General features: G+C 68.0%; 12 protein-coding genes. 5 read left to right on the forward strand and 7 right to left on the reverse strand.

The features are described 5' to 3' along the window. The first annotated feature begins 63 nt into the window (after window positions 1–63). Window positions 64–333 (forward strand): 30S ribosomal protein S15, encoded by a 270-nt coding sequence (rpsO, locus tag NET02_RS03620; RefSeq protein WP_284056009.1) that lies wholly within the window; start codon window positions 64–66, stop codon window positions 331–333. Window positions 334–595: 262 nt separating this feature from the next. Next, window positions 596–2,962: a polyribonucleotide nucleotidyltransferase gene (gene pnp / locus NET02_RS03625; RefSeq protein ID WP_284056010.1), complete on the forward strand. Its 2,367-nt coding sequence runs from the start codon at window positions 596–598 to the stop codon at window positions 2,960–2,962. 115 nt (window positions 2,963–3,077) lie between these two features. On the opposite strand, the gene NET02_RS03630 is transcribed toward pnp, so the two are convergent. After that, window positions 3,078–4,136, reverse strand: a complete 1,059-nt coding sequence (locus NET02_RS03630) for a lysylphosphatidylglycerol synthase transmembrane domain-containing protein (protein WP_284056011.1) — start codon at window positions 4,134–4,136, stop codon at window positions 3,078–3,080. 196 nt (window positions 4,137–4,332) lie between these two features. On the opposite strand from NET02_RS03630, the gene larE reads away from it, so the two are divergent. Then, the gene (larE, locus tag NET02_RS03635) at window positions 4,333–5,178 is read left to right on the forward strand and encodes an ATP-dependent sacrificial sulfur transferase LarE (RefSeq protein ID WP_284056012.1); all 846 of its coding nucleotides are present in this window, start codon (window positions 4,333–4,335) and stop codon (window positions 5,176–5,178) included. A 45-nt stretch (window positions 5,179–5,223) separates the two neighbouring features. Further along, on the forward strand, window positions 5,224–5,571 hold the full coding sequence (locus tag NET02_RS03640) for a DUF167 domain-containing protein (protein ID WP_284056013.1): 348 nt from the start codon (window positions 5,224–5,226) through the stop codon (window positions 5,569–5,571). 36 nt (window positions 5,572–5,607) lie between these two features. Here NET02_RS03640 and NET02_RS03645 read toward each other — a convergent pair whose 3' ends face one another. The 5 genes from NET02_RS03645 to NET02_RS03665 form a co-directional block, all read right to left on the reverse strand. Next, window positions 5,608–6,441 carry a glycosyltransferase family 2 protein gene (locus NET02_RS03645; RefSeq protein WP_284056014.1) on the reverse strand — a complete coding sequence of 278 codons (834 nt, stop codon included), beginning with the start codon at window positions 6,439–6,441 and terminating at the stop codon, window positions 5,608–5,610. Window positions 6,442–6,541: 100 nt separating this feature from the next. Continuing rightward, window positions 6,542–8,281, reverse strand: a complete 1,740-nt coding sequence (locus tag NET02_RS03650; protein WP_284056015.1) for a cellulase family glycosylhydrolase — start codon at window positions 8,279–8,281, stop codon at window positions 6,542–6,544. Window positions 8,282–8,317: 36 nt separating this feature from the next. Then, window positions 8,318–10,267, reverse strand: a complete 1,950-nt coding sequence (locus NET02_RS03655) for a VanW family protein (protein WP_284056016.1) — start codon at window positions 10,265–10,267, stop codon at window positions 8,318–8,320. Between the two features lie 80 nt (window positions 10,268–10,347). Continuing rightward, the gene (locus NET02_RS03660; RefSeq protein WP_284056017.1) at window positions 10,348–10,794 is read right to left on the reverse strand and encodes an FHA domain-containing protein; all 447 of its coding nucleotides are present in this window, start codon (window positions 10,792–10,794) and stop codon (window positions 10,348–10,350) included. Beyond that, on the reverse strand, window positions 10,791–11,927 hold the full coding sequence (locus NET02_RS03665; RefSeq protein WP_284056018.1) for an FHA domain-containing protein: 1,137 nt from the start codon (window positions 11,925–11,927) through the stop codon (window positions 10,791–10,793). Before NET02_RS03665 ends, NET02_RS03660 begins: the two co-directional genes overlap by 4 nt. A gap of 240 nt (window positions 11,928–12,167) precedes the next feature. Between NET02_RS03665 and NET02_RS03670 the strand changes: the two genes are divergently transcribed. Then, complete coding sequence (locus NET02_RS03670; RefSeq protein ID WP_284056019.1) at window positions 12,168–13,904, forward strand: ArnT family glycosyltransferase; 1,737 nt, start codon at window positions 12,168–12,170, stop codon at window positions 13,902–13,904. 20 nt (window positions 13,905–13,924) lie between these two features. On the opposite strand, the gene NET02_RS03675 is transcribed toward NET02_RS03670, so the two are convergent. Beyond that, window positions 13,925–15,106, reverse strand: a complete 1,182-nt coding sequence (locus NET02_RS03675; protein WP_284056020.1) for a universal stress protein — start codon at window positions 15,104–15,106, stop codon at window positions 13,925–13,927. Window positions 15,107–15,158 lie beyond the last annotated feature (52 nt).

A 15,158-nucleotide genomic window follows, 5' to 3' on the forward strand; every position in this document is an offset into this window, starting at 1 on the left:
TCCCCTTCGGTCGGAGGGGAAGGGTTCGGAGCGTATCCTGGGACGCGAGGGAGCAAGCAGGGCATGGCACTCTATAAGGCCCAGAAAGAAGAGATCATCCAGCAGTATCGCACGCATGATTCCGACACCGGGTCATCCGAGGTCCAGATCGCCCTGCTGACCGAGCGGATCAATACCCTGGTCGAGCATCTGCGCGAGCACCCGCACGATCATCACTCGCGTCGCGGGTTGCTCAAGCTCGTGGGTCGCCGTCGGCGGCTGCTCAGGTATCTGCGGGAGACTGATGTCGAGCGCTACCGCACGCTTATCGCCCGTCTCGGACTCCGCCGGTAGCGACGTGTCCTCTGAGGCCGATCGAGCTCACGACCATTGCACGCTCGCTGGCTTCAGGATGCGCCGTCCTGTACAGACGCGACTCTCCGGCCCAGGGGGATACCCCTGGGCTCTTTCGTTATGGGTCACTAGCCCGGGCGAGTCGCGCCGATGGCCCGTGCGCGCCGGGGAGCGCAGCCGAGCCCATGCCATACGATCTCCGTGAGCGACAGAGCAGTCCTGGCAGAGAGTCGAGAGTGCTTCGAGGTATAGGAGTTGGGGTATGCCACCTGTCATCCATCAGAAATCGATCGAGATCAACGGCCGCATTCTCACGCTGGAGACCGGGCGCGTCGCCGAGCAGGCTGACGGCGCGGTCGCGGTTCGGTACGGGGAAACGGTCGTGCTCTCGACCGTCGTGGGGGCCAAGGAGCCCGCTGAGGGTCTCGATTTCTTCCCACTGACGGTCGACTACGAGGAGAAGATGTACGCTGCCGGCAAGATCCCAGGCGGCTTCTTCAGGCGCGAGGGGCGGCCCTCGGAGGCAGCCATCCTGGCCGCGCGCTTGACTGACCGCCCGATCCGGCCGCTCTTTCCCAAGGGCTACCGGAACGAGGTCCAGGTCATCTCGACCGTGCTCTCGGCCGATCAGGAGAACGAGCCGGACATCCTCTCGATCATCGGCGCCTCGGCGGCACTGACCATTTCCGATATCCCCTGGTACGGGCCGGTCGGCGCGGTGCGCGTGGGGGAGATCGACGGCGAGCTAGTCATCAATCCGACGAGCCGGCAGCTCCTCGAGAGCCGGCTGGATCTGGTCGTGGCTGGCACTGCGGACGCCGTGGTGATGGTCGAGGGGCAGGCGGACGAGATCCCGGAGGAGCGACTCGTCGAGGCTATTCTCCTGGCTCACCGGGAGATCCAGCGGATCGTCGAGCTCCAGCGCGAGCTTCAGGCCGTGGCCGGTAAGCCCAAGCGCGAGTTCGTCCCTCCTGCCGAGAACACCGAGCTGAAGGACCGAATCAAAGCCTATCTCGGCGATCGGCTCGCGGCCGCCGTATTCAACCCGGACAAGACTGCTCGCCTGGAGGCGACGGCGGCGCTGCGCCAGGAGACCATCGCGCACTTCGTGCCGGCCGAGCTGGTTCCATCCCCAGAGCAGCCCGCCCCGACCGCGAAGGAGGTGGGCGAGCTGTTCGACTCGCTGGTGAAGAGTCTGGTCCGCGAGACGATTCTCGAGCGCGGCGAACGGCCCGATGGGCGTCGTCCGGATGAGATCCGGGAGATCTGGATTCAGGTCGGCGTGTTGCCGCGGCCGCATGGGTCGGCGCTCTTCACCCGGGGCCAGACCCAGGTGCTTACGGTCTGCACGCTCGGAACCAAGGAAGAGGAGCAGCTTCTCGATACGCTCGGGATCGAGGAATCCAAGCGATACATGCATCACTACAACTTCCCGCCCTTCAGTGTCGGAGAGGTGCGGCGGCTGCGCGGGCCGAGCCGCCGCGATATCGGTCACGGCGCGCTGGCCGAGCGCGCGCTGCTGGCGGTGATCCCGAGCGAGGAGGAGTTCCCGTACACCATGCGGCTCGTGTCCGAGGTGTTGAGCTCGAACGGCTCGACCTCGATGGCCAGTGTCTGCGGCAGCACGCTGGCGCTCATGGACGCGGGCGTGCCGATTCGCAAGCCGGTCGCCGGGGTAGCGATGGGGCTGATAACCGATCTGGAGACTGGCCGCTTCACGATCCTCAGCGATATCCAGGGGATCGAAGACGCGCTCGGGGATATGGACTTCAAGGTGGCCGGCACGCGGGACGGGGTGACAGCCGTGCAGATGGATATCAAGGTGATGGGCATCACCCCCGAGATCTTGCGCGCCGCCCTGGAGCAGGCGCGTCATGGCCGGCTCTTTATCCTCGACAAGATGATCGAGGTGCTGCCGGCGCCGCGGCCGGAGATGTCGCCGTACGCGCCGCGCGTCATCCGCATCAAGATCAGGCCGGAGCAGATCGGTGAGGTCATCGGCCCCGGTGGCCGGATCATCCGTGGCATCCAGGAGTCGACCGGCTCCAAGATCGAGATCGAGGAGGACGGCACCGTCTTCATCAGCGCGGCAGAGGAGGACAGCGCTCGCCGGGCCGTCCGGGAGATCGAGAAGCTCACCCGCGTGCCGGAGGTGGGCGAGATCTTCTATGGGCGGGTCGTCACGATCATCCCATCCGGCGCCTTTGTCGAGATCCTGCCGGGCAAGGACGGTTTCCTGCATATCTCCGAGATCGCGCCTGGCCGGGTGCGGTCGGTCGAGGATGTGCTCAAGGTCGGGCAGGAGATCAACGTGATGGTGACCGGGATCCGGCCCGACGGGAAGATCAACCTGTCGCGCAAGGCGCTGCTGGAGCGCGAGGCTGCGGAGCAGGAGCGCGAAGCAACCGGCGTGCCCTCTGGCCCCGGCGCTCATCCACCGCGTCCCCACGGCGGTGATCGCGAGCCGCGCGGGCCGGATCGCCGCGGCGGCCCCCCGTCCGGACGGCCAGGAGCCAGAGATCGGGGCCCTGACCGGCGTCCCCGGCCCGGAGGGCCACCGCGCCCAGGGCGGCCAGGTGGGTACCGGATCGGCGATCGGTTGAAGGATCTGCTCGACGACGAGTCCTGAGCCGCGCTCTCCCAGCAATGGCCAGCGTCGTACCCCGGCAGCGCCGGGGTATCGTTTTGCCGCACTCTCTGCCGGTATCGGGCAAAGCGGCCAGGTCGCGGCCAGTACCTCAGGCTTACCGCTCTCGACGCCCTTCGTGCTGGCCGGTGGCCGGCTGTCTCGTGACCGGTGGTGACGGCCCGGCCGCGCGCTCGACCGCGCCGAGCCGCTCGAGCCGCTGCTGCACCCAGAGCAGCCCGATCAGCCCCAGCCCGACGCCGAACCAGAGCGTGGCGAAGCGGATGAGCAGCGTGGCGGCCGCGGCTGTGGCAGGGGAGAGACGCGGCTGACTGAAGAGCAGCAAAATCCCGGTAATGCTGGCCTCGGCCGCGCCCAGACCTCCGGGAAGCAACGAGAGTGCCCCCGCGATCGACGCGGTGGAGAGGCTGAAGATGGACAGTGCGAGCAGCTCGCGCGTGGGCGGCAGGCCGAGCCCGTGGAGGATAACCCACAAGGCGAGGCACTCGCCGAACCAGGAGACCACGCTGAGGACAGTGACGACAGCCAGGCGTCGCGGCCGGAAGAGCTCGTAAGACGAGTTGTAGAGTTCGTAGACCGCTCCGGCCTGCCGGCGAACGAGCGGGAGTCGGGTACACCAGCGCAGGAAAGCGAGCATCATCCGGCGCTGCTGGATGAGGCTGATGCCGCCGAGCAACAGCAGGAGCACCAGCGCCAGGCCGGCCCAGCCAGCCTGGATGCCGGCGAACGCGCTCAGCAGCGCCAGGATCGCCATAGCCAGCCCATCGGTGAGGCGCTCGGCGAGCACGACGGGAGCCGTGGTGGCAACCGGGGTGCCGGTGGCCCGGCGGAGCAGGTAGGACTTCAGAAACTCTCCCACCTTCCCTGGAGTAATGGTCATCGCGAAGCCGGCGAGGAAGATCCCCAGGCTCACGGCGTGGGAGAGCTGGTGGACCCCGATCCAGCGGAGAAAGAGCTGCCACTTGATGAAGCGCAGCGCGTAGTTGAACACAGTGAGGGCGAGGATGAGCGGCACGAGCGTCCATTCGAAGCGCGCCAGGGAGGAAGCTAGCCTCCGCCCATCGGCGATGACCGCCAGGACGAAGACGACCAGGATGCCGATCGCGAGTCCGGCGAGCAGATGACGCCAGTAGCGGTCGATGACGGACTGCTCCATGCGCTCCCCGTGGCTCCGCCTCCACCGGGTGCAACGCGCCTCGCAGGATGCTACCTGAACGCGAGGGCCCGGTGCCAGCGGGCGAGACACTGCTGAAGACCGTGGAAACCGGATCGAGCGTGCTATCCTTGCTCGGGCGACGACGGCGCGGGGTGCGCGTGAGCTGGCCGCTGGCCGGGGATATCGAGCGAGACCGATGGTCGAAGCGAGCACGTGGGCGAAGTACGAGCGGCTCAAGCAGATCCTGGCGGAGCTGGGATCGGCAGTCGTCGCCTATAGCGCCGGCGTCGACAGCACCCTCCTGCTCTACGCGGCGCGCGAGGTGCTCGGCGAGCGGGTGATCGCTGCCACAGGCCTCTCCGATACCTATCCCGAAGAGGAGATCGCCGAGGCGCGCGAGCTGGCGGCCGAGCTGGGGGTCGAGCACGTGATGGTGCGCACCGAGGAGCTCACCGACCCCCGCTACGCGATGAACTCCCACCAGCGCTGCTATTTCTGCAAGAACGAGCTGTACGGCAAGCTCCTGGAGCTGGCCAGGGACCGTGGCCTCGCGCACGTGATCGACGGCACCAACGCGGACGATCTTGCCGACTTCCGGCCGGGCCTGCGGGCGGCGCGCAAGCTAGGCGTGCGGAGCCCGCTCCAGGAAGCTGGGCTGACCAAGGCCGAGATCCGTGCCCTGTCGCAACGCTTCGGGCTGCGGACGTGGGACAAGCCGGCGTACGCCTGCCTCTCGTCCCGGTTCCCGTACGGAACGCCGATCACCGTGGAGAAGCTGCGCCAGGTGGCGGCGGCCGAGCGGGCGCTGCGCGAGCTGGGGTTCCGCGGGTTCCGGGTCCGCCACCACGACGAGATCGCCCGGCTGGAGATGCAGCCGGAGGACCTGCCGCGGGTGGTCGAGCTGCGCGAGCAGATCGTCGAGCGCCTGCGTGCCGCCGGCTACCGCTTCGTGACGCTGGATCTCGAGGGCTACCGTTCTGGCAGCCTCAATGCGACGCTGGCAGAGCCGGTCAAGCAGGCGGTGTCCGGCCGATCGAGGTAGCCGTTGACACCCGCTCGATGGGCGCTCCACCGGGATAGTGGACTGATGAGCGAGGCAACAGGGGGACTCGAGCTCCGGGAAACGCCGGGGGGAGTCGAGCTCTGGGTGCAGGTGACGCCGAGAGCCGGGAAGAGCGAGGTCACCGGTGTCGAGCGAGGCGCGCTCCGTGTGCGGTTGGCGGCACCGCCGGTCGAGGGCGCCGCGAACCGGGCGCTAGTCGACCTGCTGAGCAAGTTGCTGGGCCTGCCCGCCAGAAGAGTCCGGCTGGTGGCCGGCGAGCGCTCGCGACGGAAGCGGGTACTCCTCGAGGGTCTGCAGCCCAGCGAGCTGCGGGCACGCCTGGCTGCGAGTGCCGCTGGCGTGGCACCGCCGCTGGATCTCAATGCCTCGTGAGCGGCGGGGGAGTCGCCTGCCGGAGCGGGCCGAAGCTCAACCTCGCCGCCGGAGCACCCAGGCAGTCGTGGCCGCCAGCGCGCCGATCCCGATCGCCGCCAGGGCAAGCGCGCGCACCAGGAAGAGGCGCGCCGGGATCGGCTGGCCACGGGTCGGCACCGCGGGCGGCCGGTAGCCGAGCATGTGCCACCAGAGCCAGATCGTCTCGCGCATGGCGCGCAGGATGACCCTGGGGCTGCCGCCGGAGGACTCTCCGGTCGGTCGGGGAAAGTGCCGGACGCCGACCTCGACGATGGTGGCGCCGGCTCGTCTGGCTTTGACCAGCAACTCGGTATTGATGAGCGCCCCAGCCGTCGTGATCTCGATCGCCTTCAAGAGGTCGGCCCGGTAGATCTTGAAGGCGCAGTCGATATCGCGGACGTTCAGCCCGAAGAGCAGTCGCATGCACAGGTTGAAGATGCGGGCGTAGACTAACCGGATCCAGGGGTCGCGCCGCTCGATCCGGTAACCGGCGACGATATCGGCCTGGGGCACGAACGGTGCCAGGTGGGCCAGGTCAGCCGGGTCGAACTGCTGGTCGGCATCCATGAACATGATGTAGTCGCCCGTGGCAGCCTGGAACCCCGACGTGAGAGCGGCACCGTACCCACGGTTGACCGGATGGTGCACGACACGTACCCGCGGCGACTCGGCGGCGAGCCGGTCGGCCAGCTCGGCGGTGCCATCCCGGCTGCCATCGTCGACGACGATGATCTCGAAATTCTCGGTGAGTTCAGGGAGGACCTCGAGCGCCCGACGCACGACGGCCTCGAGGTTCAGCACCTCGTTATGCGCTGGAAGAACCAGCGAGAGCGTTCCAGGGATCGCCATCGACTTCCTCCGAACGGCGCGCCCGGCGACGGCCGAGCGGTGAAGCATGCGTGCGACGCAGACCGTCGTGCGGGCGCGCCCCAGGATCGATGCGCTTCGCTTACTTCGGCATCGCTTGCAGCGCCCGGTAAGCCGGTCGCGGGCTCCAGTCCCCGTAGAGCACGGACCACGGATACTTCTCGTCCGCGGGCGGCACGACCACGCTGAAGTTCAGGTTCCAGACCGCCATCACGCCCATCCAGGGCCATTCGGTCTTCGCGATCTCGAACGCCCGCACGAGATACTGGGCTTGTTCTTCCTCGCTGGTGTATTGCCCGTATTCGTACCCTGGCGCCTGGTTCGCGGTCGTCCAGCCGAACTCGGTGAGCCAGATCTGCTTGGCTGCGTCGCCGTTCTCCACCATCACCTGGCGGAGTTGCTCCACCCGCCGGAAGTAGAAGCTGGGGTGATCCTGCCAGCCTGGCCCTGGCCCTGGGTTGCCCGGCCACATGGTGTCGGGCGGGTTCTGGTTGCTCCCCGGGTGAGCCGCCAGGTGGTCGAAGTACTGCTTGACCTCGCCATTATTGTACGCGTAGGCCCGCCGGAGATACTCGACGTCGTCGATGGCGATCGACGGATCCATGACGCCGGTCGGCGTCAGGCCACCAAAGAGCACGATAGCGTTGGGATCGCCGGCCTTGACCCCCTGATAGCCGGCCTTCAGCAGTTCGACGTAGCGGCCGACGTCGACCTGCTGGCCGGGTACCCAGACGAGGTTCTGCTCGTTCCAGATCTCCCAGGCCTGTACCTTGCCACGGTAGCGCTCGGCCAGGTGCTCCATCAGGCGGCGGAACGGGGCGGTGTCGGTCGGGATGCCGTGGTTGGGATCGAGCCAGGACGGCGCGTGGGAGATGCTGACGATCATCTTCACGCCGTTCTCGTGCGCGCGGTTGATGATCAAGTCCAGGCCGCCGGTGGAATAGCGGCCTGGCTCACGCTCGATGTTGGACCACTCGATCTGGAAGCGGACCCAGGAGAAACCGGCGCCCTTCACCATGTCCAGCGTCTTCTGGTTGAAGCTGTCGGCCTCGCCGTCGCCGCGCCAGTGGATGTTGAAGCCGTAGCCGACGTGCGGGCCATAGTGGCGTCCCGAGATCGGATCGGGCGGCGGCATGTTCGGGTCCTGGCGGGCGAGCGCCTCCGGTGGCGCTCCGCGGTGCTGCAAGTACTCGCGGCCCAGCAATCCGAGCAGCACCTCCCACTGGGTGCCGCGGTTCTCCGGGTGCCACTCGAAGCGCGCGCGCTCGAAGTACTGCACCGTGTGCACCTGGCCGTCACCGGCCGGTGGATCGGGGTTGCGCTCGTCGAATTCCTGCGAAAGCGGGTAACCGAAGTTCGGCAGGCCACCGTTCGCGATCCAGAAAGCCTTGAACCCGTAGCTCAGCGAGTGCTGTGTCTCTGGGAAGTACCAGTGGTCGTCCGAACTGGGAAACGCTGGGATCGGCTGAAACGGCGCTTCTCCCTGCCGGCCCTCGATGCGCCAGGCTCCCAGTCGCATCAGGAGTACTTCATACGGCGTGCCGGCGTTTTCCGGGTGGTATTCGAACACCGAGCGCTCGAAGTACTGGCGGTAGTATCCATCTTGCTCGAAGACACCGGTAATCGGATAGCCGTGGACGTAGAGGCCACCGTGCGTCTCCCAGTACTGCCGGAAGATGCCTTGCACCCAGAAGCCAGTCTCCGGGAAATAGCGGGGCATTAGAAGATCCTCGGGCGCGCTCGGCGCGCTCAGTGCCGATGTAGCCGGCAAGAAGCTGGCCATGAGTACCGCTGCCAGGATCATCACGCGTACCCGCTTCACGTGCTCCCCTTCCCTGTTCCTCGACTCCTACGCCGCTCAGCCCTCGGGCGTCGGGCTCGCCGCTGGTTCCTCCGGTACCGGTGTCTCTTCTCCTGCAGGCTGTTCACCGGTCTCGGGATCGACCGGCGTTTGGTCCCCCGGGGTGGGTACTGGCTCTTCAACGACGGGCGTCGGCTCTTCCGCCGGCGCCGGCCCCACCAGGTACTTGTTGCCCCACGGCTGGTAGCGAGTGAAGAAACGCTCAGTCTGGACCACCTGTCCCCCGCGCTTGAACACTCGGGTAATGGTAACGTCCATGCCAGCCTTTGCCCACTCGACCTGCCGCCGCTCACCCGGTGCCAGGCTGGGGTCGACCTCCTCCACATCCGGTGGCGGGGGCACCTCGTTGGCGATCTCCGGCCCCGCTAGCTCGACGTCGTAGCCGAGCGAGGTGCCGTAGAGATAGACGTACAGTTTTTCCTCGGTCACCTCGGTCTGGACTAGAATATGTGCCCCGGTGGTGTTCTGGAACTTCAGGTCAGCACCTGGCTGGAAGATTGCAGCGTCGAAGCCGACCGGCCAGCCGTCCAGCTCGTACCAGAGCACGCGGTAGCGGTGCGGATGCCGCTCGACGAAGGGCAGGCCGGCGAAGAAGGCCGCGCGGAACGTCGTGGTTGCCACCTGGCACACCCCACCGCCGATGCCCGGAACCGTCTCCTCGGCCAGGATCACGTAGCCCTCGCGATAGCCGCGCTCCTCGGTGATCGGGCCGATGGCCTCGTTGAAGGAGAAGGTAGCGCCGGGCGGGATCAGGGTACCGTCGAGGTACTCGGCCGCCACGCGGATGTTGTGGGCGCGTTCCGGCGACGAGCCGGCGTAGACCGTCTCCCCGACGCCGATCAGCTCGCGGATGCCCAGCTCCTCTAGGTTACCCGAAGAGATCGCCGGCTCGATCCGCTTCACCTGCACCGGCACCTCGCTGGCTCCCCGCTCGATCGCCTCGTCGAGGGCAGCGAGCATCGCCGGGAGATCCAGCTCCAGCCCGTCCTGGCTCTCCGATACCGCGACCACGCGCTGCCCGTCCCAGGCGACTTCGGCGTCCTTCGCCGGGCGCCAGAGATCGCCGAGGAGGGTTCCCAGGTAGCTCGCGGTCTGCTCCTCAGCGAAGCGTACCGCCAGGCGCTGCCCGGCTGGCGCTTCCGGCCGCTCGACCAGCAGGAGCAGCGTGGCGACCGTTTCCGGGTCGATCTCCCAGGTGCGGCCTTCGAAGGTCAGCGTCAAGGGCTGGGACAGGAAGCCTCGCAACGTCGCGACAGCCCTCTCCACGTCCTGCTCGCTGTACGCGGCTGGTACTGCCTGGACGGGGATCTCGACGGTGCTGGGCTCCAGGCGCTGGAGCGCGTGGATGACCGCCTCGCGCAGCCTGCCCTGGTCGACACGCACGCCTGGCTGCGGCTCGTGCAGCAGGAGCTGCCCATCGCGAAGCTCGAGCCGGGGGATCGACGGCGGCCGATCGATCTCCCCGGCCAGCCGGCTCAGGTACTGGTCGAGCTGCCGCTGGTCGAGGGTGACGTAGAGCGGTACCGGTTCGGGGGCGGAGCCGAGCAGTTCGGTTCGCAGCCGGGCGAGGAGCGACTGCCGCTCCGTCGCCCGGTCGAGCGTCCGCTCGAGGTCGATGTTGCCACCCAGCTCAGCGAGCGTCGGTTGCCAGGTGCGTCCTTCGAAGGTGAGCGTGACCGGAGCCGTCTCGAGCCGAGCGAGGTGCGTTTCGAGCACCTGTACCGCTTGCTGGCGCGTGAGCCCGCCGAGGTCGGCCCCGGCGACCGTAACCCCGCGCGGGATCACGTCGTCGCTGCCGGAGGGCGCACGCAGCAGGGCGACCGCCAGGATGACTGCGGCCAGCCCTACGGCTACCAGGGCGAGCCTGCGCCCGGGGGCACGCCTGGCCGGCCGGCGCGAGCCACTGGCGACGCGCTTGCCGAAGCTGCGGATGCCCGCAGCCGCCAACCGGTCACGACGATGGATTGAGCGCGTCTTGCCGGCTGTGCCCAGAGCCCGATCCCTTCCGACGTTCCGGTCGTTCCCTGCTACGGCGAGAGAACGAGCCGGACATCCCCCAGCTCGATGACGTCACCATAGCGCAGGCCGGTGGGAGCCGTCACCGGCTGCCCGTTGACGCGCGTCCCGTTGGTGCTGCCCAGATCGCTGATCCACCAACGTCCCTTATCCCAGGTCAACTGCGCGTGTTCGGTCGACACGAAGCTGTCGTCCAGCCGGATCGTGCACTGCGGGTGACGGCCGATCACGCTGACCGGCTCGAGCGGCAGGCGCGTGCCAGGCCGTAGCGAGCTCATCCCGGGTGACTGCACGATGAGGTGGCCGATCGAAGAGCTGCCACCCCGCTGTGCCGACGCGACCGCAGCCAGTTCCCGCAGCGTGACCCGGATCACCAGCAGCAGGAAGAAGTAGAGGAGGAAGACGAACACGAGCCGCAGGAGCAAGATGAACCACTCGAACGGGAGCGCGGTGATCATGGCCTCGCAGTGGTGCTGGCTGCGATCTGGGACGTCTCGTACGGCAGGAACTGCAGCCGAACTGTGCCGAAGGTCAGCTCGTCCCCGTCGCTCAAGGGCGTGCGGGTGACCGCGACCCCGTTCACCAGCGTGCCGTTGGTCGATCCCAGATCGACGATCTCGAACGTGCCCTCATGGTACTCCAGGCGGGCGTGGTGCCGGGAGACCTCCGGCACTTCGAGGACGACGTCGTTATCCGGCGCCCGGCCGATGGTGGTGACCTTCTGGCGGATCAGGAAGAGCTGCTCGGGCAGCGGGCCATCGACCACCCGCAGGAACTTGGGGGTGACGTTTCCCGTCTCCTCGATGGCGCGGTAGATCTCGGTGCGTTGCCACTGCTGCTGCGCCGCGGGGTCGTAATCGGGGATCTGGGCGATCGACGCCTCGACCTGGATGGCGCGCCGGGGCACGTTGGGGTCGGCGACGATCTGGACGCGCACGTGGTCGATGAAGCCGTAGTCGCGCTCCTCGGCCAGGTCGAGCAGCCACTCCTCCATCTGGATGCAGAGCGGGCTGAGGAAGTCGGCGAACTGCACCATGTCCTCGGGGTTGAGCCGGACCAGGTAGTCGTTGGGGACGATCGGCCCCTCGACGGTCGAGAGTTTCTGGCTCTCCATCGCCCGCTCGAGCCGGCGCCCGATCTCCGACGGCTGGATCGGGGTACGGAAGATGCGCCCGACCGACCCCTCCATCAGGCGCTCGACGAAGTCTTCGAATCGCTGCAAGCTGCTGATCATAATCGCGTGTGCCTGCGTACCGTGCCTCCAACGGTCAGCGAAGTATACGGACTGGACGCGCGCAGCGGCAAACGGCCACGGGGACAGCGACGCTCCGCGCGATGACAGCGCCGCGGCGTCGTGTCGAGCTTCCTCGACCGTCGAGCGAGCGGGGAACTGCTGCCAGAGGGCCCGGCCAGCGTTGTCCACCGGCACGGCAGGAAAGGCGCCGGTCGCCAGCCGAACGAACCGCTGCCCGGTCAACGATAAATCCGGAGCGGCGCCGGTGCCGTTGATGTGATCGGGAAGCCTGGGCACCGTGCCGGAACCGGACGGCGTGCTCCTGGTACCGAAGGCATCCCGCCTCGTGAAGTACACTCACCGGGGCTCTCGGTCGGCGCTGGCGGGCCAGAGCGAGAGATCCAGCCGTCGACCCGCACCGGACGGCAGGCCGCCAGCGCAGTAGCTCGCGCCACGGGCAGCAGCCATCGCATCACCCCGCGCGATCGCCAGCGAGCTGTGCCCGTGGCCTAGCAGCGACGTAAGGAATAGACCTGGGGCATGCAGCCCCGCCACGGGCAGTTCTCCTGCCCGTGCGAGCGAGCATGGAGACGGACGTTGCGCGAACGCGAACGGAGAAGCACTCCGAGGGTCGAGACTGGAGTACTCACCAGACCACGCACTGAGCCAGGCCAGCGCTTCCTCGATGGGTTTTTCAGGCAGACGCTCGCCTGGCCGAAGGCACAGGTCACCGTAGCTCTACCGCGCCTGGAGCGGTGGGATCGAGCGATCCCGTGGGAGCGAGTCGCGCCCCTGCTCGCGTTCGGCGGTACCCTCGCGCTCGGCGCCTACCTGCGCAGCGTCTTCGTGCTCACCAGTGACTTCCCTCTGAACGACGGCGGGCTGTTCTACGCCATGGTGCGAGACCTCCAGCGCGCCGGCTATGCGCTCCCCGCGACCACCAGCTACAACGAGGCCGGCATCCCCTTCGCCTACCCGCCCCTCGCCTTCTATCTCGCTGGTCTTCTCGATTCGCTCACGCCGCTCAACCTGCTCGACATCCTCCGCTTCTTCCCGCTGGCCTTCAGCCTGCTGACCATGTTCGCGTTCGTCGGGCTGGCGCGGGCGCTGCTGAAGCCAGGGTTGCCAGTCGTCGCCGCCACCGCCGCCTTCGCCCTCTGGCTGCGCAGCTTCAATTGGGAGATCGTCGGGGGAGGGTTGACGCGCTCCCCAGGCTTCCTGTTCGCCCTGCTGTCGCTCCACCAGCTCTACCTGCTGTACACCCGCCAGGGTCGAAGACACCTCGTGCTGGCGTCCGTGTTTTCCGGTTTGACCGTCCTCACACACCTGGAAGCGACCTGGTTCCTCGCCTTCAGCGGGCTGCTCGTCTTCCTCGCCGTCGGGCGGTCGCGCCAGGCGGTCATCGATTCGGCCATCGTTGCCGGCGCCACGCTCGCTCTCTCGTCTCCCTGGTGGCTCACCGTCTTGCTCCGGCACGGGCTCTCCCCGTTCCGCTCGGCGACCGACCTCGGCTTCGCGCCGGATCTGGGTATCGATCTCGGCCTGCTACGGCTGCAACTGACCGAGGAGCCGTTCTTCCCGATGCTGCGAGCTATCGCGCTGCTCGGGGCGCTCGTCTGCGTCCGGCGACGCTGGTGGTTCCTCCCTGCCTGGGTCGTCGTCGCCTTCGCGCTCGATCCCCGGAAGGCTCTCACCTGGGGCAGCGTCCCACTGGCAATGATGGCCGGCATCGGGATCGCCGAGGTCGTGTTGCCGGCGGTGAGCGGCCGCCGCACCCGACCCCTGCGTAGTCCGGCCGCGGCGCTCGCCTTCGCGCTCATCCTCCTGTTCACAGCCAAGGCCCAGCTCGACGCTCGCCACCCAGTGCTGACCACGCTGCCCCCAGCCGAGCGCGAAGCGATGGCCTGGATCGCTGAGCATACACCGGAATGGAGTACCTTCCTCGTCATCAGCAGGGACAACTGGCCCGACGACCGGTCGTCGGAGTGGTTCCCGGTGCTGGCCGAGCGCGTGAGCGTAGCGACCGTGCAGGGCCACGAGTGGCTGCCCGGCTTCTCAGAAGAGATCGCTCGCTTCCAGGCGGTGCAGGCGTGCGCTGACCTGGATGGAAACTGCATCGAGTCCTGGTCCCGGCGGCACGAGGTCGAGTTCACCTACCTCTATGTAGCCAAGCGCCCGCCGGTGAACCGCGGCGGTGACTGCTGCGTCGCGCTGCGCAACGCGCTGGCCCACGATCCGCGCTTCCAGCGGGTCTTCGAGAACGCTGGGGCGGTGATCTACCGGCACCTGCCACAGCCAGACTTGCCCGGCTGTGTCCGGCGGGCTCTCCCGTGAGCGGCGTTGTCCGGCCAGCGCTACGGTGCCCGCTCGAGCGCGGTGTCCGTCGTAGCGTCGAGTTCCGCTGCGAAGCGCTCGAGTGCCTCGACCAGCGGCAGTCGCTCGCCGGTGCGCTCCTCCCAGCGCCGGCGCCAGCCGGCGATCCTGGCGATGATGTCGGCCGGGCGCTCGCCGGGAAAGCGGCGCATCAGCCGGAGCTCGCGGATGCGCCGGCGGAGCGGCAGGAAGACCTCGCCGTACCAGCGTCGTGCCGCCTGGCGGAGATCAGGTAATCCCTGCTCGCGTCGGTATGCCTCGATCAGTTCCTCCAGCCGGGAGTAGGTTCCGGGCTGGGTGGCGCCGATCCGCGTCAGCCCGGTGGCCTGCTCGAAGGCCTGTCGGGCGGAGAACGCTTGCCAGGCTTCTGCATCGCCGAGCGGCAGGAACTCGGTGACGATGGCATCGATCTCGGCGTCCGGGCTGAGCTCGCGCGCGGCCGCGACGCGGTGGTGGCCGTCGAGCACGTAGTAGCCGAACCCGAGCTTGTAGAGCTCGACCGGCGGCAACGGCTCACCGCGCAGGAATGCCTGGCGGATCTGCTGGTAGCGCTGCTCCTCCGCCGGACTGGGCCTGAGCGGGCGGAAATCCGGCCCCAGCTCGTGCACCTTACTCACGCTGCCCACGATCCGGGCTACCTGAACGGTGCGCAGTCCCAGCCGGCGCGGTGCGAGCGGGCCAGCCCGCGCGGCATCCTCGGCGAAGGAGCGCAGCGGATGGCCGACTCCCGCTGCTGGGTCGGGCCGCACGAGGAGGACGGGGCAGGGGGCGTGGCGGATGACCTGATCGGTCACGCTGCCACGGAGGATACTCGGCAACGTCGCGCGGACGTTCATGCCCAGAATGATCAGGCGCGCGGGGAGTGAGCGCGCGACCTCGACGATCGTCTCGGCGATCGGGCCGTCGCGGATGAGCTGGCGGGCGCGCAGCCCCGCCCGCCGCAGCCGCGCGACAGCCGTATCGAGGAAGGCGCGGGCTGCCGCCTCGGCCGGCGTGACCGTATCCGGATCGAGCGTCCCCGGTGGCAGTACGTGGAGCAGGATCAGCTCCGCGTCGAGCGCCCGGGCCTGCTCCTCGGCGACTGGGAGTTTGGACTCGCTGATCGGGGCGAGCGTGAGCGGCACGAGGATGCGCGCGCTCTCGGAATTGCTCGAATCCCGCATGCGTGCCTCCAGTGCCGGATTCTCCTGCGCGTTGCGCTTGTCTCTCCGGCTG

The sequence above is a fragment of the Thermalbibacter longus genome, from assembly GCF_023806485.1.
Classification (GTDB): domain Bacteria; phylum Chloroflexota; class Chloroflexia; order Thermomicrobiales; family Thermomicrobiaceae; genus Thermalbibacter; species Thermalbibacter longus.

Bases quoted from the DNA above. Each gene is read 5' to 3' on its own strand.
- larE (WP_284056012.1), top strand. From the start codon at position 4,333: ATGGTCGAAGCGAGCACGTGGGCGAAGTACGAGCGGCTCAAGCAGATC.
- NET02_RS03675 (WP_284056020.1), bottom strand. From the start codon at position 15,106: ATGCGGGATTCGAGCAATTCCGAGAGCGCGCGCATCCTCGTGCCGCTC.
- NET02_RS03660 (WP_284056017.1), bottom strand. From the start codon at position 10,794: ATGATCACCGCGCTCCCGTTCGAGTGGTTCATCTTGCTCCTGCGGCTC.
- NET02_RS03640 (WP_284056013.1), top strand. From the start codon at position 5,224: ATGAGCGAGGCAACAGGGGGACTCGAGCTCCGGGAAACGCCGGGGGGA.
- NET02_RS03645 (WP_284056014.1), bottom strand. From the start codon at position 6,441: ATGGCGATCCCTGGAACGCTCTCGCTGGTTCTTCCAGCGCATAACGAG.
- NET02_RS03630 (WP_284056011.1), bottom strand. From the start codon at position 4,136: ATGGAGCAGTCCGTCATCGACCGCTACTGGCGTCATCTGCTCGCCGGA.
- rpsO (WP_284056009.1), top strand. From the start codon at position 64: ATGGCACTCTATAAGGCCCAGAAAGAAGAGATCATCCAGCAGTATCGC.
- pnp (WP_284056010.1), top strand. From the start codon at position 596: ATGCCACCTGTCATCCATCAGAAATCGATCGAGATCAACGGCCGCATT.